Below are 23,348 nucleotides of genomic sequence, written 5' to 3' on the forward strand. Positions count from 1 at the left end.
CGCGCCCCGCCCGCCCCTACACCACATCCCCGCCCCAACCCCCCCCCCCCCCCCCCCCCCCCCCCCCGCGCCCCCCACCCACCCCCCCCCCCCCCGCCGCCCCCCCCCCCGGGCCGCCCCGCGATTTCCTGCCTATTGCGGAGTCATCGATGTCCAGCCCGGAAAATCCGATCCTGTCGGTCAGTCGCGTGGAGGCCGTCTACAACGGCGCCATCGCCGCCCTGCACGGTGTCGACCTGTCGGTCGGCAAAGGCGAGATCGTCGTACTGCTCGGCTCCAACGGCGCCGGCAAGACGACGCTGCTACGCGCCGTATCCAATCTCCTCCCGGCCGAGCGCGGCACTGTTACCGCTGGTCGGATCACTTTCGACGGCGAGGATGTCTCCAGGGCAAGCCCCTCTCACCTCGTCCGCAAGGGTCTGGTCCAGGTCCTCGAGGGCCGACACTGCTTCCGCTCGCTGACGGTCGAGGAGAACCTTCTGACCGGCGCGCTCGGGCGTTCGTCCTCCCGCACCGGCGTCAAGGCCGACCTCGACCGCGTCTATGCGCTTTTCCCCAGGCTCACCGAGAAGCGGCGAACCCGGTCCGGCCTCACCTCCGGCGGCGAGCAGCAGATGACGGCGATCGGCCGCGGTCTGATGTCGCGGCCGAAACTCTTCGTGCTGGACGAGCCTTCGATGGGGCTGGCGCCGCTGATCGTCGACGAGATTTTCAGCGCTTTGAAGCGGCTCAATCGGGACGAAGATCTTTCGATCCTTGTCGCCGAGCAGAATTCGGCAGTGGCGCTGAAATATGCCGACCGCGCCACCGTGCTCGAAAACGGAAAGAGCGTGCTGGAAGGGTCGGCCGCCGACCTGCGCCAGCGCGACGACATCAAGACCTACTATCTCGGCGGCACGCCGCTTCCATCGCAACATTTTCCCAAGGAGACCGCAGCATGACCATCCAATCGAAGCAGCCGTCCGATATCCGCAGCGCCGTCCCCCCGGTCGAGCGTCCGTCGGCCAGAGCGCATGTCATCAAGACCGACGCCGAGGCGATCGCTGTGGCGGAAAAACTGGCCGCAGACTTCGCCAAGGACGCCGCCAGGCGGGACCGCGAGCGCATCTGGCCGAAGGAAGAGCTCGATGCGTTTTCGCAGAGCGGCCTGTGGTCGATCAACGTGCCGAAGGCCTATGGCGGACCGGAACTCTCCTATGTGACGCTGTCGAAGGTGATCACCATCATCTCGGCGGCCGATCCGTCGCTCGGCCAGATTCCGCAGAACCATCTCGGCGTCGTCGCCGCCATCCGCACCGTCTCTGATGAGGCCCAGAAGCAGTTGCTCTTCGCCGAAGTTCTGTCCGGCACGCGGTTCGGCAACGCGTTCTCGGAATTCGGCTCCAAGCGGGCGGCCGACTTCGAGACCAAATTCGTCGACGCTGGCGACCACGTCGTGGTCAATGGCCAGAAATTCTATTCCAGCGGCGCGCTGCTCGCCCATCTGGTGCCGATCGTGGCGCTCGATGACGAGGGCCGGGCCTGGTATGCCATCGCCGATCGCGGCGCGCCCGGACTGACGGTCATCGACGACTGGTCGAGCTTCGGCCAGAAGACGACGCTGTCCGGCACAGTCCTGCTGGACAATGTGAAAGTGCCGAAGACGCATCTCGTCCCCGGCTACAAGGGCTATGACCGGCCGACGGCCGACGGCGCCATCTTCCAGATCATCCAGGCTGCTGTCGATCTCGGCATCGCCAACGCGGCGATCGACGAAACCGTCAGCTTCGTGCGCACCAAGTCGCGCGCGTGGATCGACAGCGGCGTCGATCATGCCTGGCAGGATCCCTACACGATTCAGGCGGTCGGCGACCTCCGCCTGCGGGCCAATGCGGCCGAGGCGGTTCTGGACAAGGCCGGCCTTGCGGTCGACCGCGCCGTGGCCGATCCGAACGATAGGACCGTCGCGAAAGCGCAGATCGCCGTTGCCGAATCCAAGATCCTCACCACCGAGATCGCCATCAACGCCACCAACAAACTGTTCGAACTCGCCGGCACGCGATCCACACTGGCCGAGCACAATCTCGACCGGCACTGGCGCAACGCCCGAACCCACACGCTGCACGATCCGGTGCGCTGGAAATACGCGATCCTCGGCAACTATTACCTGAACGACGTCAATCCGCCGCTACACGCCTGGAGCTGAGCGAGAACGCCGTAAAGTCACAAAGGACTGTTCATGAGCACTGCCATCCCCGACAGGATCAAGGTCCTGTGGTTTCTCCCGACCCATGGCGACAGCCGCTATCTCGGCACCTCCGAGGGGGGCAGGGCGGTCGACCTGCCCTATCTGACCCAGGTCGCCAAGGCCGCCGACGCCATCGGCTATTACGGCGCGCTGCTGCCGACCGGCCGAAGCTGCGAGGACAGCTGGGTCGTGGCGTCGGCGCTGGCGCCGTTGACGCAGCGGCTCCGCTTCCTCGTTGCGGTGCGGCCGGGCCTGCAATCGCCGACGCTTGCCGCGCGGATGACCTCGACGCTCGACCGCATTTCCGGCGGGCGCCTGCTTATCAACGTGGTCACCGGCGGTGACCCGGTCGAGAACAAGGGCGACGGCATCTTCCTCAGCCATGACGAGCGCTATGAGGTGACGCGGGAGTTTCTCGATATCTACAAGGCCGTGCTCAGCGGCGAGACCATTGCCTTCGAAGGCAAGCACTTCCGCATCGAGGACGGAAGGCTGCTGTTCCCGCCTGTGCAGACGCCGCATCCGCCGCTATATTTCGGCGGCTCGTCGGAGGCGGCCAATGCGGTCGCCGCCGAGCAGATCGATAAATATCTGACCTGGGGCGAACCGCCGGCTGACGTCGCCGCAAAGGTCGACCATGTGCGCGGCCTTGCCGAGAAGGCCGGACGCCAGGTGAGTTTCGGCATCAGGCTGCATGTCATCGTTCGCGAAACCAATGACGAAGCCTGGGCCGATGCCGACCGCCTGATCAGCCGCCTGGACGACAAGACGATCGCCGAGGCGCAGAAGGTTTTCGCGCGCATGGATTCCGTCGGCCAGTCGCGCATGAGCCGGCTGCATGGCGGCCGTCGCGACAAACTCGAAATCAGTCCGAATCTGTGGGCCGGTGTCGGCCTGGTGCGTGGCGGCGCCGGCACCGCTCTGGTCGGCGATGCGGCTACGGTGGCGGCACGGATCGATGAATACCGGCGCATAGGCATCGATACATTCATCCTGTCCGGTTACCCGCATCTGGAGGAAGCCTATCGCTTCGGCGAACTTGTGTTGCCGCAGTTGCCACTCGATCACGAGATCTCAACGCGGCAGACGGCCGTCAACATGGGCCCCTTCGGCGAAACCGTGGCCGGCGACCATCGCCCGTCGGCGCTGCGCGCGAGCCAGTCTTGAGCGCCAGCGCACCGATCATAGCGATTGTCGGCGGCGGCTTTTCAGGTGCGGCGACTGCGTTTCATCTGGCGCGACTGCTCCCGGCCGGTGCATCCGATATCGTGGTCGTCGAGCCCCGCGAGGGGCTCGGCTATGGTCTGGCTTACTCCACGGCCGATCCGGCGCATCGTATCAATGTGCCGGCGTCGAGAATGACGCTGATCTCCGGCCAGGACAGCCACTTTGCCGACTGGCTGGAGCAGACCAGAGCCATTGTAGACGATGCCGAGGCTATTGCCGCCTACGGAGCACTCTACCCGCAGCGTCGCGTTTTCGGGCGCTATGTGGAATCTCATCTCCGGCCCTTCCTTCTCAGCAAAACGATCCGCCATGTCAGGTCCGCCGTCGCATCGGTCGAGCGCACCGGCGAGGGCTACCGTCTGATCCTCGCTGATGGCGGGGCGCTCGCTGCCGACGCCGTGGTGATTGCGACGACGCATCCGCCGCCGGCCTTGCCGATGCCCCTGAAGTCCGTGGCTGGCACAGCCGGGCTGGTGGCCAATCCCTATGATCTCGAGAGGCTGGAAGCGATCGGCCGCGACGACCGTGTCCTGGTCGTGGGCACCGGACTGACGTCGGCGGACGTGATTGCAACGCTCGACCGCAAGGGGCATCGTGGCCACATCGTCGCGCTGTCACGCCACGGCTATCGCTCGCGCGGCCAAGCCGCGATGCTGGCCGATCCAATTGGCGATTTCACGACCCTGCCTTCACGCAGCGCAACGGCACTATTCAGGCGCATCCGGGTAACGATCCTTGATGCCAAGCGCCGGGGCGAAGACTGGCATCCGGTGCTCGATGCTGTCCGACGTCAGGGACAAACCATCTGGCAGGCCTTGCCGCTGGCCGAGCAGCGACGTGTGGCACGCCATCTTCGTGCGCTCTGGGACGTGCATCGCTTCCGCCTCGCGCCGCAAGTTGCGGACGTGCTCGATCGATGCGTCGCCGAGGGCAAGCTTGCCTATCGCGCCGCAACGATTGTCGGCGCCGAACAGGTCGACGGACGCATTTGCGTCAGGCAGCGGCTGCGTGGCCAACGCAGCCTCGTTGTCGAGGCTTTCGACAGTGTGGTCGTGACGACCGGACCGGCGCACGCCGATATCTTGCGGACCAACACGGCGATTGCGGCGCTCGAGCGGATGGGACTGGTCCGGCTCGACCCGATTGGTCTTGGTTTGGAGACCGACAGCCAAGGCCGTGCGGTCGGCACATCCGGGCGCCCGACCGACAGCATCTTCGTCAGCGGGCCATTGGCGCGAGGCAGCGTCGGCGAACTGATGGGAATTCCCGAAGTCACCGCACATGCCGAGCGCATCGCCGCCGAAATTCACCAATGGTTGGGATACCAAACGGCGTTGCGTCGCAAGGCGTCGTGAAGCTGCAAACACGATGAGGCTATCCAGATGACACTGACCGAACGCGTTCCCCTAGTGGAAACCTTAGTGGAAAGCCGGGTTCCCCTGAAATTTGCGATGCGACACCTGGCCGGAGCTGTCTCCGTGGTCACCGCAGGTGTTGGCGACGAACGGACGGGCGCAACCGTTACCACCGCCCATTCCCTATCGGTCGAACCAGAGGTGATGGTTGTCAGCATCAATCTGAACTCGTCTACCTGGGCAGCCATCAGCCGGCATCGGCATTTCTGCGTGAATGTGCTGCGTGCCGACCAGATCACGATTGCCGACCGCTTTGCCGGGCGCGGTGGCCTGAAGGGGTCGGCGCGCTACGAGGGCGCTCGCTGGTCCAGCCTTGCAAGCGGCGCACTGGCACTCGACGAGGCGCTTGCCGCGGTCGACTGCACGGTTGAGGATACTATTATTCGCCACAGCCACGCGCTGATCCTCGGCAGCGTCCGGCATGTGGTGAGCGGAGAGCCCGGCCCGGCGCTGATCTATCATCACGGCGCATACGGATCGTCGTAAGCGTATTTCGGTTCCTGGTGCTTGGCGGCGCGGCGAAGGTCCAGGCATTCAAATGAAGGTCTAATCTAGAATGCCTTGGAGAGAAAACAGTAAAGGCGAGGCAGGTCTTTTGGCGTCCAGCCAGAACCGCAGGGACTATAATGCCTTTATCGACAAGTGCATGGGAAAGTGAGCCGTAGGAAATCATGAATCGGCGTGCGACATGCCCAAACATGTCCATCCATCCAATCATCCCCACGCTGATCTCGCCATTATTCCATAAGCCCTGTCGCAATAAGCATCGGGAGTTATCGGGCGTGCCACCTTTCGCCACAAATCAGGCTCGCAAGGCTTTTAGGCGAGTTGGAGCCCGAGCTTCGATATTGTCTCGATCAACAAGGCGCGGGCGTCCTCGATAACGAGACTGACAAGGTTGTGGCTCAACGTTGAGTCCCGGGAACGTGTTGAACGCCGAAAATCGCTCGGCTGCATGCAACGGCGCTTAAAACTATGTCCATTCCGCTGTCCGTCACAATGTTACAAATGACCTGTTATTGAATTAATTATACCAAGGCAGAGTTCAATCCTCTCTCGCAGCACCAGATTGTTTCGCTGGCGCATCTTCCAAGGCCTCCTTGACCTGCTCGATGGTGATTGTGCGCGGTTGGCGAGGTTGCCGAAAAATATGGCGCCCCGCGACCTGCCGAGTGCCACGCGCACAGGCTCGTCAAAAGCTGTGGTCTTGCACACTCACCTCACGGCGCTCGCATGCGCCATGATGCGTGGGGAATGCATTCTGGTCTGCCCCTGCTGCAGGCGGCTTAACAAAGCTTGCAGCCGGGAACAATCGTTCAACGACTCGCGTTTCTTGCCAAGGCCCGCTTCTTTTGCAACGGGGCGGCGGGCGTCGAAGGCTCGCAAATGTGGCGCCGGCGTTTCAATCGCACTCGCCTCAGCCCTCACGATTTGGCTATTTGTGAACGCGTGTTTGATCAGGTTTGCGCAGATGAGCACATTGACCCTCTAAGCCTGGATGCCGAAGCCTTGGCGGTGATGATTGTCGCAATCTTCCGAAACGTGACTACCAATGAGCGCGAACTGCTGGAGGAAGTTAGGTCTCTTCGTCGCTCAAAAGGGGCAGAGAAGGCGCACTAGCTTGGCGGGCGTTCCGAGGCGAATTGGCCTAGTCCCGCTTTGGCACAGCCGTTTGGCATCTGAATTGCCCGTTGAGAATCGCCAGAGTGTAGCCACCGAGTTTGCGAAGGGGACGGAAATGGGCTTAGCCGAAGACTTATCGGATGTCGCGCTCACATTCGAATGTCCGGATTGCTTGCATCCGGCGGTAAGAAAGGGCTCTGCACTAAGAACAATCGCGCACTTCAGATGCGACGGGTGCAACGCCAAGGTGCGGATGACGTATCCGCAGAAGCTCGCGATCTTCGAAAAGCACAGGCTATTGGCCGCAGGCGACCGCCGCCAGCGAGGTCAGGAAGACTACGGTGCCCGCAACATCGATCGGGCCGCCGATGCGGCCGAAGTGGCTTCGCGACCTCTGCTGCGTGCGGCGACGCGTGCTTAAGCCTTCCTCATCCGCGCGACCTTTACGCAAGTTGACCACGGCAATGCGGTCAATCGGAATAATTCGGGCGAAGGGCTCGTTAGTTCTTTAGGCGATGCTAAAATATGGCAAAGCGTCCGAATGTCATTTCATGAAGCCCGCCAGACAGGCTGCGGCTCGCTCTGGCCTAACCTCGAAGGGAACCAGGGATGAAAATTTCGACTTCTCTCACAAGACGAAGTGTTGTCGCCGCGCTGGCGCTGGCCGCCGCATCGACGTCGGTATTGCCTGCCGACAAGGCGCACGCGCAGACGAAGAAAACCGCATCTGAGAAAAGTCTGTATGAGCGGCTGGGGGGTGTTTTCGCCATCGCAGCGGTGATCGATCATTTCAGCGACGCCGTCGTGAGGAACCCGATCGTCGGCCAAAAGTCCAAGAATCCGCAGCTGCGCAAATGGCACACCAAGAACCTTGAAAGGTTGCCCGGCCTCAAGTTCATGCGCACGCTGTGGGTCTGCGACGTTTCTGGCGGGCCCTTCAAGTTCGTCGCCACCAAGCCCGGCACGACGCCGCTCGGCCTCGAGGAGGCGCATCGCGACCTGCGGATTTCCCCCGCGGAATTCGATGAGGTCGCAGCCGAACTCGGGCGGACCTTGGATCATTTCAAGATTCCGAAGCCTGAGAAAACCGAAGTCCTGGAAGCTTTCGCCGCCCACAAGGACGAGGTCACCGCCGGCTACGTCAAGCGGGGCTGAAGCGCTTATATCGCGCGGGCATTCGTTCTGAGCATGGCGCGCGTCGCCGTGAGGCGCAGCCGCAGCTCAGCGCGCAATTTTCCGATGGTTCCTACTCCGAACCTGCCCGAGCTGTTTCCACTCTGAGCGACCCTTCCGGCAACGGCCGCAGGAGTTCAGCCTCGGACCTCGTGAGATGGATCCAGGCCGCCCAGTCCGATGGCCGCAGCACAACCACTTGTCGGTTGTGATATGGCGCCACGTCCGGCCCTGGCTCGCTCGTCAGCATCGTGAACGTCGGCGGCTTGTTGCCGACACCCTCGCGCCACAGCCCGGCAATCGCCATGAACGATTGGCCATTCAGTGTGAACCTGTGCTTGGTTTTTGGATATTTCGTTCCCGTGAATTCGAAGAATGCCGACGCCGGAACGAGACAGCGCTTGCTGTTGCTGAACTGCCGGCCCTCCGAGCGAAAGTTGAATACAGGTCCGCCTTTTGGCCCGGCCGGGGGAAAGCCGAATGTCATCGACGCCAGTTCGATTGCGTCGCCGGCGGCGCGCATTACAGGTGCGGGGTCGTTGATGTGGATGTCATCCGCCTGCGGCAGATCCAGTTCGGTTTGATGGCTGGGGATTTTGAGCGCCAGCGATTCCATCATCCGGCAGTATTCGGCCCAGGCGATGTGCTGCTCGTAGTCATTGCACATGGAGAGGCTCCGTACGCTCGACCGAGATCAGTTCAACATAGCGTTTATCGGTTGGCGCCGATTGCTGGCGGATTTGATATAAGCCTATTTGGGCCGGCGTGCGGCAGCGATGGCCTGCAACAGATTGATGCTGTTCACGTCGGGTTCGCTGGATGCGGCAACGGCAAGTGCGGCGGCCTCGGCTATTTTGGCGACGTCGTCGCTGCTGATCGTTCCGCGCTTTTCCAGCAGATTTACGAGTTCGACAACGAGAAGAAAGGCGTTCACACCATATCGTTCGGCTCTGAGCTCGAACTCGCCTCGAGCCAATTTCTCCGCGTCTCCTTCAGCCCGTTTGTCCACGTTGGCGTCCTCTCCTATGGCTACACGCTATTAACGCTTAGCACGAATGGTTTAATCCTTCGAACTGGCCACAACCTTCGCCAGTTGCCCGGCATAGTGTCGCCGGTGGCAGGGGCATGGGTTCAGCCAAGGATGAGACCAACCAACAGAACGGTAATAATAAAGGACAACACGACGGCAAGTAGCCCGCATGCTTCCAAAGTGTTGGTTTGCCAAGCTTTCGTCGGGCGCCTCCGGTTTGAATTGCCGTTTCGCGAAACAAACTTCATCGGGCACCAGATCGGACGCGGAGCCGGCTTGAACTTGGCAAAGCGCTCCTCTTCATCGGCCCGGAAGGCATCTCCGCGAAACTCCGGAGCACCGTATGCGCGGCGCCGGCCTGCCTTTCATCGATGCGGGCCATCACCAGTACGACACCTTCTGCGATCTTCGGCTTGCGCGGCTTCTGGGCAGAATTGGCGAAAGTTCCGAGAAGCACGCCGGCAAAGCCGCCCCACGCCGCACCGACCAGGGCCATGCCGGTCATCCCCGCGGGATCAACGTCTTGAACTCCAAAAGCGCTGAAGCCGGCCAACAGACCAGCCGTCGCGCCAAGTGCGGCACCAGCAATCGCACCCCGCCAGAGAGCGCTCATCTCATCGTCGTAATATCCAGCAACGCTGATCGGTTCATCATTATCGTTGTAAGATCCGACCACGCTGATTTGCCGGCGACGAATCCCGGCAGCCTGAAGCTTGGCCACGGCACGTGCTGCCTGGGCATGGGAATTGAACAGTCTGCTGATTGTTTGCATTACGCCCAGGCCCGACGCCCGTTCGGAGCGTCGGGCCTCTCCTCCCTGGCTTTGAACTCTTCTGCCCGGACGCATCTTCGTCGCGCCAAAGCTCACCACAACGTGAACCAGCCGGCTACGTTCCTCAGCCGGGGCTTCGGTCCAATCCTTGAGTATCTTGCTTGGGACCTAAGTCTGACCTGCTTGAATGCAACGGGCAGTGAGGCCACGCCGAGAGGGAGCCGTTGCCGAATCGAAGAGGTCGAGGAGAGGGCTAAGGCCTATCGCAGACCCAAAAAGCTCAAAATGGCGATTACGATCACGATGGCGCCGACCAGCCAGATAATGTTGTTCACGATTGCACTCCTTGCATCTGGGCTGGGCGCACGCCGGGGCGAAGCCCGCCACGCAAGTGGAACATTAGATGCGGCTAAAGGTTCCTCGCGGGCCTCGCTGTCGAAAGAGCCCACGGCACCAGTCGGCACGGCGGGCGACGCAGAGTTTCACCCCGGTGGTGGGCAGCAAACGGCATTGCATCCAAAGGCTCAGCTGATGCTTCTGGACCAGTTATCAACCTGGCGCTCCGCCTCTTCCTTGGCGATGCCATATCGCTCCTGGATGCGTCCCAAGAGCTGGTCCCTATTGCCCTCGATACGATCAAGATCGTCGTCGGTGAGGTCACCCCACTGCTCCTTCGCCTTGCCTTTGAACTGCGTCCATTTTCCCTTGATTTGATCCCAGTTCATATGTTCCTCCTGGCTTCCTGGGCCCGCACTGAAGCGGAGCGCGGACCGATCGGCATTGCAATGTCGGTGACGAATGAAGATTAGCAGCCGCTAAAAGTTCCGGTGCCGGCGCAAAAAGCCCGCCGTGCCCGTGCCTGACTGTGAGCTGATGTTGATGATGCCTGGAGCTTGATGCTCTTTCGCGGCACTGTCTTATGCCGTTGAAGGCGCTGAGCTTCTTGCTGGTTGGCCTTGGCTGGCAAGCCTCGACAGGCTGCCCAGCAGCATTGTTCTGTCCTTGCCGATCATCAGCACGCCGCTGTCGGGCGCCAACAGTGCCGAGAACGGCAGCATCGCCGCGCCGATCGGCGAAGCCTCGGGGCCGAATTGTCCCGAGACGATTTCCGGCGCCACGATGCCGATGGCGCTGATCCTGTTGAACTGGGTCTGCACCTTTGCCAGCAGCTCGAGATGAATCGGCCGCGGCAGGATGCTGTCGAGGACGATCGCCTCGATGTCGATGACGGAGGTGATGGCGATGATCGCCTCGACCAGCGCATTGGCACAATCGTCGATCCATTCGGACAGCGGCTCGCGCGCCCCCGGCGGCAAGGGATCGAGTTCGCGCACACGGTTGATCTCGATGCCGCGCGATTTGAGATGATTGACCAGCACATAGATCGAAGCGCGATGCAGCAGGCTCTGGTAGCGCGCCGGCTTGGCCGCCACCGAATCGAGGCTTGAAGGCGAGACCGGCAAAGGACCGAGCGCGGCGCTGTTGCCGTGCGGCCCGGTGTGGACCTTGCCGCCTTGCACCAGTCCGCCGCCGACAAAGGTGTCGATCGAGATATGCATGAAGTCGCGGAACCGCGCGCCGGTTCCCTGGATGAGCTCGGCGAGTGCGGCCGATGACGCGTCGTTTTCCACGAAGACCGGGGTCTTCGGCTTTGTGGCGAAGAACGTCGTCAGATCGATTGCTTCCCAGCGGCTGCCGAGATCGTCGGGAAAGCCGAGCTCTTCGCTCCAGCCGCCGAGGAAATATGGCGAGGCGATGCCGACGCCGACGATGCTGGCATCGCCAAGCCCCTCGACCAGCTTGTCGAAATTGGCCAGCGACATGTTGCCGGCCTTGAGCACCATGTCGGGATCCGGAAAGCGATATTCGTGCGACTCGCGCGAGCGGACCTCGCCGGCAAAGTCGACGAGCACGGCTTCCAGCGCGCGCCGGCCGATCTTGATGCCGACGCTGTAGATACGCTCAGGTGCAAGTCGGTAGAGAGTGGACGGCGATCCGCGTTGCCCGAACCTTTTTCCCACTTGCTTTACGAATCCGGAAGATTCCAGCCCGTCGACAATGGTGGCGACCGCGGCCGGCGTCAGATTTGCGGCGCGCGCCAGATCGGACTTGGATGCCTCCTTCAGGCGGCGAATGGCATCAAGCACGAAGCGCTCGTTATAATGCCGAACCTTGACCGAATTGCTGCCTTTTCCGGACAAAACCGGCGCCTCCCCATTCATTCCCGCAGAGCCGCTCCAGCCGCTTGCAGCTTTGAGGCTGCCGCGGGGTCGAGCACTCCAATCGCACCCGTGCGCGACGCGACAGTGCCCTTCGCGGCCATGGAAGTCAATTTTCCAGTTGCGACATTCGGCCATTTAATATAGCAAATTGAAAAAACAGGACCAAGGGAGGAAAGGTGCTGCACTTGGGCGCATTAGGCGAAGCCGACGCCATGGTGAAGAGCGACGCGGCTGTCCCCGTTGCCCTGGTTCAGGCGACAAAAGCCTTCGGCGGCACGATCGCCCTCAAGGACGCGTCCTTCGAATTGCGCTCAGGCGAGGTGCTGGCTCTGCTTGGCGAAAACGGTGCCGGCAAGAGCACTTGCGTAAAGCTGCTGGCCGGCGTGTATCTCCCGACCGGCGGCCACGTCGAAGTCGATGGCAAGCCTGTGGTCTTCCATTCGCCGCACGACGCCCAGGCTGCCGGCATCTCGGTCATGCACCAGCACCCCGGTCTTTTCCCTGATCTTTCGGTGGCGGAGAACATCTATCTCGGCCATATGCCACGCGACCGCTTCGGCGGCATCGACAACGCCGCCATGCTTGCCGGCGCGCGCAGGGTGCTGGCGACAGTCGGCCTCGACGTGCCGGCCGAAACCCGGCTCGCAACGTTGCGCACCTCCGAACAGCAACTGGTCGAGATCGCCCGCGCCCTGTCGCTCGACGCGCGGGTGCTGATCATGGACGAGCCGACGGCCGCCCTGTCGCAGCGCGAGGTCGAGCGGCTGTTCACCGTCGTCGCCGACCTGCGGCTGCATGGCGTCGCGATGATGTTCGTCGGCCACCGCATGGACGAGATCTTCCGCATCGCCGACCGCATCGCGGTGCTGCGCGACGGGCGCCTCATTGGCGTCAAGCCGAAGGCCGAGCTTGGCCGCGCCGCTGCCATCGGCATGATGGTCGGCCGCGAGGTCACCGACCTCTATCCGCAACGAAGCCACGCCACCGGCGCACTGGTGCTGGAGGCGAGGGGGCTTTCGCACGCCGGCGGCTTTTCCAATATCGACCTCAAGCTCCATGCCGGCGAGGTGCTCGGGCTCGGCGGCCTGGTCGGCAGCGGGCGGACCGAGATCGCGCGCGTGCTGTTCGGAATCGACCAGCCCGATGCCGGCGAAATCCTGATCGACGGCGAGGCAGTGCGTTTCGCCTCGGCACGCGACGCCATGGATGCGCGCATCGCCTATGTCTCGGAAGACCGCATGGGCCAGAGCTTGGTGATGGATTTTTCCATCCTCGACAACGCCGTGCTGCCCGTCCTCGACAAGGCAGCCCGCTCCGGCTTCTACGGCACGAACCGCGCGATCAATCTGGTTTCGGACTGGCTGAAGCGCATGAAGCTTCGCTTTTCCGGCTACGCGCAGCCGGTAAAGGAACTGTCCGGCGGCAACCAGCAGAAGGTGGTGTTGGCCAAATGGCTGCGCACCGAACCGCGCGTCCTCATCCTCGATGAGCCGACGCAAGGCATCGATGTCGGCACCAAGGCGGAAGTGCATGCGATGATCGCCGACCTTGCCGCCCAGGGCATGGCAATCATCCTGATCTCCTCCGAAATGCCCGAGCTCATCGGCATGTGCGACCGCATCATCGTCCTGCGCGAAGGCCATCGGACGGCCGAATTTGCCAGGGGCGAAGCCACTCAGGAAAAGGTGCTGGAAGCAGCGACCAACGCCGGCGAAAGCGCCGATGCGGCGGCACAGGCCGCCGGCGAGGAGAAGAGAAAAGGACCGCTCGACATACTAAAGCGGCGGGAGTTCGGCCTGCTCGCCGCGATGCTGGCGGTCGCCGTCCCCGTCACCATCATCAACCCGCGCATGGTGAGCGCTGCAAACCTGACCGCCGTGTCGATGGATGCCGCCCTGCTCGTCGTTGCAGCACTCGCGCAGATGCTGGTGCTGATCACCCGCAACATCGACCTTTCGATCGCTGCGGTGATCGGCCTGTCGGCTTACATGGCGGCCAGCATGGTCCAGGCCTATCCAGGGCTCGACATCGGCATTGGCCTGTTAACCGCATGCGCCGTCGGTGGCGTCGCCGGCCTGATCAACGGCCTCGTCGTCACCAGGGGAAAGATCCCGGCGATCGTCGTCACGCTGGCCTCGATGTCGATCTTCCGCGGCTTCAACTCGATCTGGGCAGCCGGTGACCAGATCAGCGCCGACGAAGTCACGCAAGCCTGGCTCGACATGACCGGCCTGAAGATCGCCGGCGTGCCGCTGATCGTCATCATCGCGATCGTTATCCTGTGCCTGGGCTACGTGCTGCTCTATCGCACGGCGATCGGGCGCGAACTGTTCGCCGCCGGCTCCAATCCCGACGGCGCGCGTCTTATCGGCATCCCCGTCGACCGCCGCATTCTGCTGGCCTTTGGCATGGCCGGCCTGCTCGGCGGCCTGTGTGGCGCGCTGTGGGCATCGCGCTATGCGACCATCGATGCACGCGTCGCGCTCGGCTTCGAACTCACCGTGATCGCGTCGGCGGTGGTCGGCGGCGTCGCCATCCGCGGTGGTTCGGGCACGCTGCTCGGTATCATCCTCGGCGCGCTCACGCTGCTCGTCATCAAGAACGGGCTGACGCTGGTGCGCGTCGACCCGCTGTGGCTGCAGGGCGTCTACGGCCTCGTGATCCTGGTCGCCATCGGCATCGACACCTTCATCGTGCGGCGGGCCGAGCAGGCAAGACAGGCGAGGGCGCGGTGAAAAAGTTCCTCCGTTCGATCGACTTCTGGGATCTGCTGCTGGCGACCTCTTGCTTGGCCATCTTCCTCTATGCCGCGATCTTCGTGCCGAATTTCGTTTCCGGCTTCAATCTCTCGCAACTGGCCGCCAGCGCCTCGGAAAAGGCATTGCTGATCCTGCCGATGACGCTGCTCATCATCACCCGCGAGATCGACCTGTCGATCGCCTCGGTGCTGGCGCTGACGTCCGTCGTCTTTGGCTTGCTGGTCCAGGCCGGTGTGCCGACACTTGCCGCAATCCCGTTGACGCTCGTCATCGGCGGCCTGCTCGGCGCCTTCAACGGCTATCTGGTCTCGGGCCTCGGACTGCAGTCATTGGTTGTGACGCTCGGCACCATGGCGCTCTATCGAGGCATTGGCTACATCCTGCTCGGCACCGGCTCGGTCAACATCCTGCCGCCCGCGGTCGTCGATTTCGGCATCAACAACCTGCCTGGCACCGAGATACCGTGGACCATCGTGCCCTTCCTGGTGCTGGCGCCGGTGTTTGCGGTCGTGCTGCAGAAGACGCCGACCGGCAAGCGCATCTACGCGCTCGGCGGCAGCCCCGAGGTGGCGCGCTATTCCGGCATAAACACGCGCCGGATGGTGCTGAACCTGTTCGTCGTCTCGGGCGTCGTCGCGGCGATGGCCGGCATCGTCTATACCGCGCGCCTTTCCAACGCCCGCGCCAACAATGCGCTCGGCATGGAGCTCGACGTCATCACCATCGTGCTGCTCGGCGGCGTCAGCGTCTTTGGCGGCAAGGGCCGCCTGACCGGCGTGATGCTGGCACTGGTCCTGATCGCCATCATCCGCAACGTGCTGGCGTTGAACCAGATCGGTGGCGACGCGCAGGGCATGATCATCGGCCTGCTTCTGATCGGCTCGCTGCTGGTCGGCAATTACTGGCGCTCCACACAGGAGATGCTCAGCAGATCCCGCGCAATGCGCGAGACAAAGGGGTGATCTCGGGCCCCTTCCTTCAAGCCCGAATTTTGACGGAGGAGTCACAATGAAAGCGTTTAGATTAGCCCTGCTCGCATCCGCGGTTCTGCTTGCGCAAAGCTCGCTGGCCTTCAGCCAGGAGTGCGCCAAGGAACCCGTAACGGTCGGTTTCCTGCCCAAGCTCGACACGGATCCCTACTTCAAAGTGGCCTTTGGAGGCGCACAAGAGGCAGCCAAGGAAATTGGCGGCACCGCTACCCAGGTCGCCCCATCGCAGGCGACCGCCGAGGCGCAGATCGAATTCATCAACAGCCTTGTCTCGCAGAAGGTCGGAGTCATCGCAATTGCCGGCAACGACGCCAACGCCGTCGCGCCTGCGCTGAAGCGCGCCGTTCAGCAGGGCGTCAGGGTGATTTCGTATGACTCCGATGTGGCCGCCGATGCGCGTGCGGTGTTCGTCAATCAGGTGAAGGGCGACAGCCTCGCCGAGATGATGCTCGAAAGTGCATTCGCCCTCAGCGGCGGTGAAGGCGAATTCGCGATCCTGTCGTCGACGCCGACGGCGACCAACCAGAATGCCTGGATCGACTTCATGAAGGCGAAAATGGCGGCCGAGCCGAAGTTCTCCAAAATGAAGCTGGTGCAGGTGGCCTATGGCGAAGAAAGCGAACAGATCAACCAGCAGCAGGCATTGGCGCTGGTGCAGGCGTTTCCCGATCTCAAGGTGATCATCGTCCCGGCAGGCATCGGCCTTCCGGCGGCCGCGCGTGCACTCGAGGAAGCGGGCATGATCGGCAAGGTCAAGCTGACCGGCCTCGCGCCGGCCACTCTGATCTCGAAATACATCAAGGACGAAGCGGCTCAGGATATCTGGTGGAACGTCACCGATCTTGGCTATCTTACCTATCAGACGGCCCAGGCGTTTGCGCAATGCAAGATCACCGGCAAGGAGGGTGAGAAGTTCACGGCAGGCAGGCTCGGCGAATACACGATTGGCGCCGGCGGCGAACTGATCCTTGGTCCGGCCAAGATCGTAACTCCCGAAAATCTGGCCGAATTCAAATTCTGATCCTGTAGAGCTTGAGTTCTAGGGGCGCCGGTCCATCCGGCGCCCTTCCCAAAAACCTCTCGAAATGAAAACAGTGCGGGGCGGCAATGAAGATCTTGCTTGCGGGCGAAACCTTTGCGGCGACGACGTCGATCGCCATCGGCAGCGACGTGCTTACAAGTGCGGCCTTGACAAATGGCGCGACGGCCTTCAATGCCGCGCTGGCCACTGAAGGCATCGCGGTCACGCAGATCGGCGGCGAGCGTTGCAGCGCGGAGTTTCCCTATGACCTCGATGGGCTCGCCCAATATCAGGCGGTGGTGATCTCCGATGTCGGCGCCCTGACATTGCTGGTGAGGCCGGATGCCCGCGCCGGGCGTGTTGGCGTCAACCGCCTCGATGTGCTCAAGGCCTATGTCGAAGGTGGCGGCGGGCTGATGCTGGCCGGCGGTTATATGGGCTTTCAGGGCATGTTCGGGACGGCGCGTTTCCACGACACCCCGGTCGAGGACGTTCTGCCGGTCCATTGCCTACCCTACTGCGACGGCATGGAGGTGCCGCAAGGCCTGCAGGCCTCCATCCTGCAGTCGTCACATCCGATTTTTTCCGGGGTGGAGGGGCCTTTGCCGCCGATTCTCGGCATGAACAAGCTGGAATTCAGGCGCGACGGTTCGTCCCGGCTTCTGGCGACCTGCCACCATCGCGGCACCGACTGGCCGCTCCTTGCCGTCGATAGCCATGGCCGCGGCCGCACGATTGCCTGGGCAACCGATATCGGCCCGCATTGGCTCTCGCAGAATTTCCTCGCGTGGCCGTTCTACGGAAGACTGATGGCGAATATGGTCCGTTGGCTTGCCGGCAATGAATGAGGAAGCCGGACACTAGGTTTGACCCAGTGCGGTTGTCCTGGCGCGGCCGATGCCGCGCGAGGCGCCGGTGACCACCACCACCTCGTCGGCTAGGTCGAATTTCGGCGTGAACTCATTTGCCATGCAATTCCACCTTGTTCTTCAAATCGGACCGGCTGCCATGTCGAACCGAATAGGCTCGCGTGAATTCGGCGCCCAGCAGAAATATCTCCGCTGAATAATAGACCCATAACAGCACGACGAGCAGGGCGCCGGCCGCGCCGTATGATGATGAGATGGCGCTGGTTCCGATATACCAGCCAATCAGCGACTTGCCGATGGTGAACAGAAACCCGGTGACCGCGGCGCCGATGCCGACATCGCGCCATTGCAGGCTGCGGTCCGGCAGCACCTTGTAGATTGCGGCAAACAGCAGTGTGATCAGGGCAAACGAGACGATCCCGTTGATGGCGCTCAGGATAATGGTGCCGAACGGCAGGTCGGCGTTGATGACCTCTCCGAGCGCCGAAATTGCAGCGCTTACGACCAGCGACACCAGCAGCAGGAAACCAAGCGCGGCGACCAGGCCCAGGCTTGCAATGCGTGCCCGCACCATTCGTGAAATCGTTGCCCCGCTCGGTTTGACTTTCCAGATTTCGTTCAGCGCCAGCTGCATTTCGCCGAACACGCCGGATGCGGCGACGAACAGCGTGACCAGCCCCAGAATGCTGGCAAGGGTTCCCGCTTCCTTCTGCGAGGCGCTCTCGATCGTCGCCTGCAGCAGCTCGGCACTTTGCGGCCCCATCAGGCCAGCGATCTGTGCCGAAAGGGCGAGTTGCGCCGCCTCGTGCCCGAAGGCCATGCCGGCAATAGCGACAACGATGAGCAGGATCGGCGCAAGCGAGGTCGTGGCATAAAACGCTATCGCCGCCCCATGGCTCAGCGCATTGTCGTCGATGAAGCCGATGACGCTCTGCTTGAGGAGCCTCCAGCCCTCTGCTGCCAAATTCCACATGTAGGCCTCGCATGCCTGTCAACAAACAAGTAGCGGCCGCGCAGCGCTGGGCGAGGGGTGGGGGCTCGGCCGGAACAAAGCCGGCAACGGCACGCTGTACAAGGCGATCGCCTATAAAGGCGGCGTGCAGCGAACATCCTGCGAAAGGTGGCCGCTCGACTGGCCGGGGACGTGCTCACGATGCAATCAGGGGAACTGTGACAGTTGTCTGATAATTTATCGGATATCGGTTGAAATACGGGAACTCGATCACGAACGCATATTGGGCGGTCAGATGTGCCATGCGAAAGCCGCCGCTGGGGGCGTCGATTGCTATTGTTACATCGACGTCTTTCAATCCCAAATCCAGTAATTTTTCCGTGGCAATGGCTTGGATCTGGGCCTGCGTCAGCGAGTTCTTCATTTGCAGCGCACGTGACGACGTTTCCAGCGTGTACCGAACACTCGACATAGCATTCAGAGCCCAGCCGAATGCAAAGATGCCGATCAAAAGCATTATCAGAAAAGGCGCGATCAGCGCGAACTCTAATGCAGCTCCGCCTGATGCATCCCTCGTGAAAGCTCTCGACTTAGCGGACACGAATCACCTGTTGATGACTGAGTTCGCGCGAGAGGGAAAACGCGCCAAAACTGAAGGGCGGTGACCAGGTGGCTGTCGCCTGTATTACGAGGAAGACCGAGGGGGCTTTCAAAGTGTCGCACAGGACCGATGGATCGGCCACGATGTTCCCGCACGTGTATTTCCGACTCACTGCCACCTGCGCGCCATCAGGATGGTTTTCCCAGCTCGAAAGAGCGACAGCTTGGATGGTCGTATCCTCGACTGCTCCTTGCATCACGAGGTTCGCCGCGGTTTTGACGCCTGCACGCATCGACAATGCGCTCGAGACAAAAGACCAGCCGTCGATGATGCCAAGAAGTACCAGGCAAAGGGCGGGCAGAACCAGCGCAAACTCTACCGCGGCAACACCCGAATCACTCCGGAACATCCGGACTTGTAGCCGATCCACGAAAACTACTCGACAAGCTGAACGGTTTGCGTGGCCGGAATGTCTCGCATTCCAAGGCTCGTGCAATCCTGAATGATGTTTGCGTTGCCGGACCATTGCACGGTACTTGCGACGACCTGCGTGCAACCACCTTTGCCCGAGAAATTGCCGAGATAATTGACGCCCTGTGTTGGAAAATACAGAGCGCCGGTCAATAGCGAATCCGCCGTGCCATTAAACGTGTTGGATCCCGCCAGGTTGGCTCTGTCGCCATAGAACAGCACACCTGAATAGGTGCCCGACGTCGGTGCGCTGAGCTTGACGGTCGCCGTGCCGTTCATGCTAACGCCGGAGGTATCGGCCAGATAAATGACGACACCCTCGCCGGAAATATTTGCATTCGAGCTCGCTTTGAAATCGCCTCCCTCAATGACGTATATCCCGGGCGAGAGGGTTACATTGCCGCTCAAGCTGAGCCCCTTGCAGTATGTTCCAGGTTGCAAGGTTGACTGATTGCCGTTTTGACAAGGGTTCGTGGCCGGCGGCGCCGGCAGGTCGGCAAAAGGATCAGCAGCGGGCAGCGCCTGAGTTATCAGGCTGGCGCAAACGGTCTTCACGACGTTGCTCAACGAAACACCGCCTGCCGATATCAGGCAATCGACATCAAGGCTTGCCGATCCCTGAAGTTTGATGGCGTCCGGAGCTATCGAATTCGACATGACGGAGCAGCCTGTCAGTTTTGTGGTCGAACTGCCGGAAAAGAGCGCCGCTTTCGAAGCGGAAGGATCGACCGTCAAAATGCAGGCTTTTGAAGCATCCGTAATAAGAGCCACCGCCCTTGCTTGTGCGCCAACTGCGTTTTGCGTGAATATCGACGTAAAGAACCGATCGAGGTTCTGATGAACGACCACCTCAACCGCCTTTTTTCCGACATTTGGACCGGCTGACGGAGGCGAGAAGACCTCTATTGTACCTGCTGACGGTCCCCAGCCGTTCGTGGTCGCTGACGCTGTCGCTGCGGAGACAATCTTTGGCGTGTCGGATCCCGAAACCTTTTCCAAAGCGCCAGCATACGCCGCCGCATCCGCCACCGCTTGTAGCTTCAGGCTGCTGTAATACCAATGGGAAGTCTCGATACCGAGGCCCGCACCGCCGACGACAATCGGCAAAGACAGAGCAAAAATAGTAGCAACGTTGCCGCTCTCGCCGATCGGTCGCATAGCGCGGAAAAAACACTTAAAAATGCGGGCACGCCAGTCCATTTCCCTATTAAAGCAGGATTGCATAAAAGAATGACTAAGAATTTCCGTACATTTCTTGGCTGCGATCCATCCGGGCTTAACGGCCTGTTGCGCCGCTTCAATGCGGGCCTTTGGCGCCACAGGACCCTCGTTAGTCCTTCGGCCGGGTGCATGTCTTCATAGGAACAATTCTGGTTTCCGGGGTCATGCGCAAGAAAAGACCGCCGCGGCCGGTTTAGATTGGCAATGGGTTGCCGTTCCCTGCTATTCCCGCTTCATTATGCATGTCGCCCAAAAGTGTGCCGCGGTTTTGGGACAACGACATGCATAAAAACAAAGACTTAAAGCAGTGGACGTTCCAGTATGACCAATGTCGCCTTGACCGGGCTTGCCCGCGATCTTGCCAAGCGCGCTGCGGAAGGCCGCCCGGTGCGCATCGGCGTTATCGGTTCGGGCGAGATGGGCACCGACCTGGTGACGCAAGGCATGCTGATGCCGGGCATTTCGGTTTGCGCGATCTCGACGCGCCGCCCGCATACGGCGCGTGACGCCATCCGCATTGCTTATGGCGATCAGGCGATGGCAGCCGAAGCGGACAGCGCTTCGAAGGTTAGCCAGGCCATCGAAAGCGGCAAGATCGCCGTCACCTCGAACGAAATGCTGGTCACCAATCCGCTTATCGATGTCGTCATCGATGCCACCGGCAAGCCCGGCGTCGCCGCCGATTTCGACCTGATGGCGATGCAGCACGGCAAGCACCTGGTGATGATGAATGTCGAGGCCGACGTCACCATCGGCTGCTATCTGAAGCAGCAGGCGGACCGGCTCGGCGTCGTCTATTCGGTCGGCGCCGGCGACGAGCCGTCGAGCTGCATGGAGCTGATCGAGTTCGCCTCGGCGCTCGGCTACACCATCGTCTCCGCCGGCAAGGGCAAGAACAACCCGCTCAACCACGACGCCGTTCCCGACGACTACCGCGAGGAGGCGCTGCGCCGCAACATGAATCCGCGCATGCTGGTCGAGTTCGTCGACGGCTCGAAAACCATGGTCGAGATGTGCGCCATTGCCAACGCCACCGGGCTGGTGCCCGACGTTCCCGGCATGCACGGCCCCAAGGCCGATCGCGACGAGCTGGTCAAGGTGCTGGTCCCGCGCGAGCAGGGCGGCATCCTGTCGAAGAAGGGCGTCGTCGACTACACCGTCGGCAAGGGCGTGGCGCCCGGCGTCTTCGTCATCGTCGAGGCGACGCATCCGCGCATCATCGAGCGCATGGACGATCTGCATATCGGCCACGGCCCCTATTACAGCTTCTTCAGGCCCTACCATCTGACCTCGCTGGAAGTGCCGCTGACGGCGGCTCGCATCGCGCTTTACGGCAAGCCCGACATGGTGCCGCTGCCGCGGCCGGTGGCCGAGGTCTGCGCCGTGGCCAAGCGCGATCTGGCGGCAGGCGAGGTTTTCGATGCGATCGGCGAGACCTGCTACCGCTCCTGGACCATGACCGTCGAACAGGCCCGCGCCCATCGCGCCGTGCCGGTTGGTCTGCTCGAAGGCGGCAAGGTGCTGAAACCGGTGAGGAAAGGCGAATTGCTCACCGCCGACAATGCCGCGCCCGACCCGACGACCAGGCTGTTCGCCTTGCGCCGGTTGCAGGACGAGATGCTGTATGGGAATCTTGGTGATGGCTGAGGTCCGTGAATCCGAGTTGAAGCGGGAAAATGGACGCCCTTCTCTGGCAGAGCGGCTCGCGGCCATTGCCGATGATCTCAAAGCCAAAGCCGGCAAAGACGGGCGGCGCGTGAACAAGGACGAGATCGACGACTTGTGGGGACATCGCTGATATCTGTCGACATTCTAGGCTATCGCGATTTTGATGTCGGCAGGACAGTGGAGGGCGCGAAGGAACGCCGCGTAACGGCTTTTCTACCGGTAGCTATTGCCGACAGGAACGGTCGACCATCACCGCCGACTGGCTCCCCCAGAAGCCCTACTTCCCCAGCTCTATCGACCGCAGCCGCGCCGCTTCCACCGCCTCGGTGAGCAGGCGCGTCAGCCGGTTCTCGCTCATCAGCACCGCAAGGGCCGCAGCCGTGGTGCCGTTGGGGCTGGTCACCTGCTGCCTGAGCACGCCCGGCTCCTCGCCGCTTTCGGCGGCCAGCGATGCGGCGCCGTAGACCGTCTGCATGGCCAAGAGCTTGGCAGTCCCGGTCGGCAGGCCGGCTTTCTCGGCGGCCACGGTCAGCGCTTCGATGAAATGGAAGATATACGCCGGCCCCGACCCGGAAACCGCCGTCACCGCATCCATCAGGGCTTCGTCGTCGATATCGGCCACGTGCCCGCTCGCCGAAAGCAGGTCGGCGACGAAGCGTTTAGTCTCGTCGGAAACCAGCCTGTTGGAAAACACCACCATCATGCCCTTGCCGATCGCCGCCGGCGTGTTGGGCATGCAGCGCACGATCGGCGCGCGGTCGCCGAGAATACCTTCAAACCTGGCCACCGGCGTTCCGGCGGCGATGCTAAGGAAGGTGGTCCGGCCATCGTTGAAGCGGATGTAACCAGCCGTCACGTCGCGGATCACCTGCGGCTTCACCGCAATGACGACGACGGTCGGCACGGCGTCCGCCGGGATGGCGCCGGCATCCGCGGCAGCAGCGCAGCCCAGTGCTTCGGCACGCTTGCGCAACTCGGCATTGGGCTCGACCACGAACACCGCAGCCGGAGCGAGCTTGCCGGCTTTCAGCCAGCCCGAGAGCATGGCGTAGCCCATATTGCCGCAACCGGCGAGAACAAGCCTGATCGTCATCAAAAGCCTCCCATA

Annotated in this window: 24 protein-coding genes; 14 read left to right on the forward strand and 10 right to left on the reverse strand. The window is 62.0% G+C overall.

All coding sequences use genetic code 11. The annotated features are described in order from the left end of the window. Positions 1–149: 149 nt before the first annotated feature. From NKH33_RS17170 to NKH33_RS17205, 8 genes are all read left to right on the forward strand, one after another. Positions 150–941 (forward strand): ABC transporter ATP-binding protein, encoded by a 792-nt coding sequence (locus tag NKH33_RS17170; protein ID WP_352920712.1) that lies wholly within the window; start codon positions 150–152, stop codon positions 939–941. After that, positions 938–2,185, forward strand: a complete 1,248-nt coding sequence (locus NKH33_RS17175) for an SfnB family sulfur acquisition oxidoreductase (RefSeq protein WP_352823719.1) — start codon at positions 938–940, stop codon at positions 2,183–2,185. The genes NKH33_RS17170 and NKH33_RS17175 overlap by 4 nt, the downstream gene beginning before the upstream one ends. Positions 2,186–2,218: 33 nt before the next feature. Then, positions 2,219–3,394, forward strand: coding sequence for an FMNH2-dependent alkanesulfonate monooxygenase (gene ssuD / locus NKH33_RS17180; protein ID WP_352920714.1), 1,176 nt, complete (start codon positions 2,219–2,221; stop codon positions 3,392–3,394). Continuing rightward, positions 3,391–4,809 carry an FAD/NAD(P)-binding protein gene (locus NKH33_RS17185; protein WP_352920716.1) on the forward strand — a complete coding sequence of 473 codons (1,419 nt, stop codon included), beginning with the start codon at positions 3,391–3,393 and terminating at the stop codon, positions 4,807–4,809. Before ssuD ends, NKH33_RS17185 begins: the two co-directional genes overlap by 4 nt. A gap of 27 nt (positions 4,810–4,836) precedes the next feature. Further along, positions 4,837–5,355, forward strand: coding sequence for a flavin reductase family protein (locus NKH33_RS17190; RefSeq protein WP_352920718.1), 519 nt, complete (start codon positions 4,837–4,839; stop codon positions 5,353–5,355). Positions 5,356–6,165: 810 nt separating this feature from the next. After that, positions 6,166–6,489, forward strand: a complete 324-nt coding sequence (locus NKH33_RS17195) for a hypothetical protein (RefSeq protein WP_352920720.1) — start codon at positions 6,166–6,168, stop codon at positions 6,487–6,489. A 118-nt stretch (positions 6,490–6,607) separates the two neighbouring features. Next, positions 6,608–6,913 carry a hypothetical protein gene (locus NKH33_RS17200; protein ID WP_352920722.1) on the forward strand — a complete coding sequence of 102 codons (306 nt, stop codon included), beginning with the start codon at positions 6,608–6,610 and terminating at the stop codon, positions 6,911–6,913. 188 nt (positions 6,914–7,101) lie between these two features. Next, a complete protein-coding gene (locus NKH33_RS17205; RefSeq protein WP_352920724.1) occupies positions 7,102–7,647 on the forward strand; it encodes a group I truncated hemoglobin in 546 nt (181 codons plus the stop codon). Positions 7,648–7,738: 91 nt separating this feature from the next. Here NKH33_RS17205 and NKH33_RS17210 read toward each other — a convergent pair whose 3' ends face one another. The 5 genes from NKH33_RS17210 to NKH33_RS17230 form a co-directional block, all read right to left on the reverse strand. Next, positions 7,739–8,332, reverse strand: a complete 594-nt coding sequence (locus NKH33_RS17210) for an SOS response-associated peptidase (protein WP_352920726.1) — start codon at positions 8,330–8,332, stop codon at positions 7,739–7,741. Between the two features lie 84 nt (positions 8,333–8,416). Beyond that, positions 8,417–8,674: a hypothetical protein gene (locus tag NKH33_RS17215; protein WP_031211977.1), complete on the reverse strand. Its 258-nt coding sequence runs from the start codon at positions 8,672–8,674 to the stop codon at positions 8,417–8,419. Between the two features lie 265 nt (positions 8,675–8,939). Beyond that, positions 8,940–9,467 (reverse strand): hypothetical protein, encoded by a 528-nt coding sequence (locus NKH33_RS17220; RefSeq protein ID WP_352920728.1) that lies wholly within the window; start codon positions 9,465–9,467, stop codon positions 8,940–8,942. Positions 9,468–9,991: 524 nt separating this feature from the next. Continuing rightward, entirely contained in the window at positions 9,992–10,192 is a 201-nt protein-coding gene (locus NKH33_RS17225) for a CsbD family protein (RefSeq protein ID WP_023719429.1), read from the reverse strand. 192 nt (positions 10,193–10,384) lie between these two features. Beyond that, a complete protein-coding gene (locus NKH33_RS17230) occupies positions 10,385–11,668 on the reverse strand; it encodes an ROK family transcriptional regulator (RefSeq protein WP_352503588.1) in 1,284 nt (427 codons plus the stop codon). A gap of 197 nt (positions 11,669–11,865) precedes the next feature. Between NKH33_RS17230 and NKH33_RS17235 the strand changes: the two genes are divergently transcribed. From NKH33_RS17235 to NKH33_RS17250, 4 genes are all read left to right on the forward strand, one after another. Next, entirely contained in the window at positions 11,866–14,424 is a 2,559-nt protein-coding gene (locus tag NKH33_RS17235) for an ATP-binding cassette domain-containing protein (RefSeq protein WP_352920730.1), read from the forward strand. Continuing rightward, entirely contained in the window at positions 14,421–15,410 is a 990-nt protein-coding gene (locus tag NKH33_RS17240; protein ID WP_352920732.1) for an ABC transporter permease, read from the forward strand. Before NKH33_RS17235 ends, NKH33_RS17240 begins: the two co-directional genes overlap by 4 nt. A gap of 46 nt (positions 15,411–15,456) precedes the next feature. After that, a complete protein-coding gene (locus NKH33_RS17245) occupies positions 15,457–16,458 on the forward strand; it encodes a rhamnose ABC transporter substrate-binding protein (RefSeq protein ID WP_352686514.1) in 1,002 nt (333 codons plus the stop codon). An 86-nt stretch (positions 16,459–16,544) separates the two neighbouring features. Further along, positions 16,545–17,306 carry a glutamine amidotransferase gene (locus tag NKH33_RS17250; RefSeq protein WP_352920734.1) on the forward strand — a complete coding sequence of 254 codons (762 nt, stop codon included), beginning with the start codon at positions 16,545–16,547 and terminating at the stop codon, positions 17,304–17,306. A 112-nt stretch (positions 17,307–17,418) separates the two neighbouring features. On the opposite strand, the gene NKH33_RS17255 is transcribed toward NKH33_RS17250, so the two are convergent. From NKH33_RS17255 to NKH33_RS17270, 4 genes are all read right to left on the reverse strand, one after another. Then, positions 17,419–18,300, reverse strand: a complete 882-nt coding sequence (locus tag NKH33_RS17255) for a YihY/virulence factor BrkB family protein (RefSeq protein WP_352768081.1) — start codon at positions 18,298–18,300, stop codon at positions 17,419–17,421. Positions 18,301–18,475: 175 nt separating this feature from the next. Further along, on the reverse strand, positions 18,476–18,880 hold the full coding sequence (locus NKH33_RS17260) for a TadE/TadG family type IV pilus assembly protein (RefSeq protein ID WP_352920736.1): 405 nt from the start codon (positions 18,878–18,880) through the stop codon (positions 18,476–18,478). Continuing rightward, positions 18,870–19,289: a TadE/TadG family type IV pilus assembly protein gene (locus tag NKH33_RS17265; protein ID WP_352920738.1), complete on the reverse strand. Its 420-nt coding sequence runs from the start codon at positions 19,287–19,289 to the stop codon at positions 18,870–18,872. Before NKH33_RS17265 ends, NKH33_RS17260 begins: the two co-directional genes overlap by 11 nt. 26 nt (positions 19,290–19,315) lie before the next feature. After that, the gene (locus NKH33_RS17270; RefSeq protein ID WP_352920740.1) at positions 19,316–20,671 is read right to left on the reverse strand and encodes a pilus assembly protein TadG-related protein; all 1,356 of its coding nucleotides are present in this window, start codon (positions 20,669–20,671) and stop codon (positions 19,316–19,318) included. Positions 20,672–20,893: 222 nt separating this feature from the next. On the opposite strand from NKH33_RS17270, the gene NKH33_RS17275 reads away from it, so the two are divergent. Together NKH33_RS17275 and NKH33_RS17280 are read left to right on the forward strand one after the other, a co-directional pair. Continuing rightward, entirely contained in the window at positions 20,894–22,219 is a 1,326-nt protein-coding gene (locus NKH33_RS17275) for an NAD(P)H-dependent oxidoreductase (RefSeq protein WP_352472726.1), read from the forward strand. Next, positions 22,212–22,370, forward strand: a complete 159-nt coding sequence (locus tag NKH33_RS17280; RefSeq protein ID WP_352920742.1) for a hypothetical protein — start codon at positions 22,212–22,214, stop codon at positions 22,368–22,370. The genes NKH33_RS17275 and NKH33_RS17280 overlap by 8 nt, the downstream gene beginning before the upstream one ends. A 147-nt stretch (positions 22,371–22,517) precedes the next feature. Here the strand turns inward: NKH33_RS17280 and proC are convergent, their stop codons facing one another. Next, on the reverse strand, positions 22,518–23,333 hold the full coding sequence (gene proC, locus NKH33_RS17285; protein ID WP_352920744.1) for a pyrroline-5-carboxylate reductase: 816 nt from the start codon (positions 23,331–23,333) through the stop codon (positions 22,518–22,520). Positions 23,334–23,348: the final 15 nt, after the last annotated feature.

Origin of the sequence: Mesorhizobium sp. M1182, assembly GCF_040318335.1 — a bacterium.
GTDB lineage: Bacteria > Pseudomonadota > Alphaproteobacteria > Rhizobiales > Rhizobiaceae > Mesorhizobium.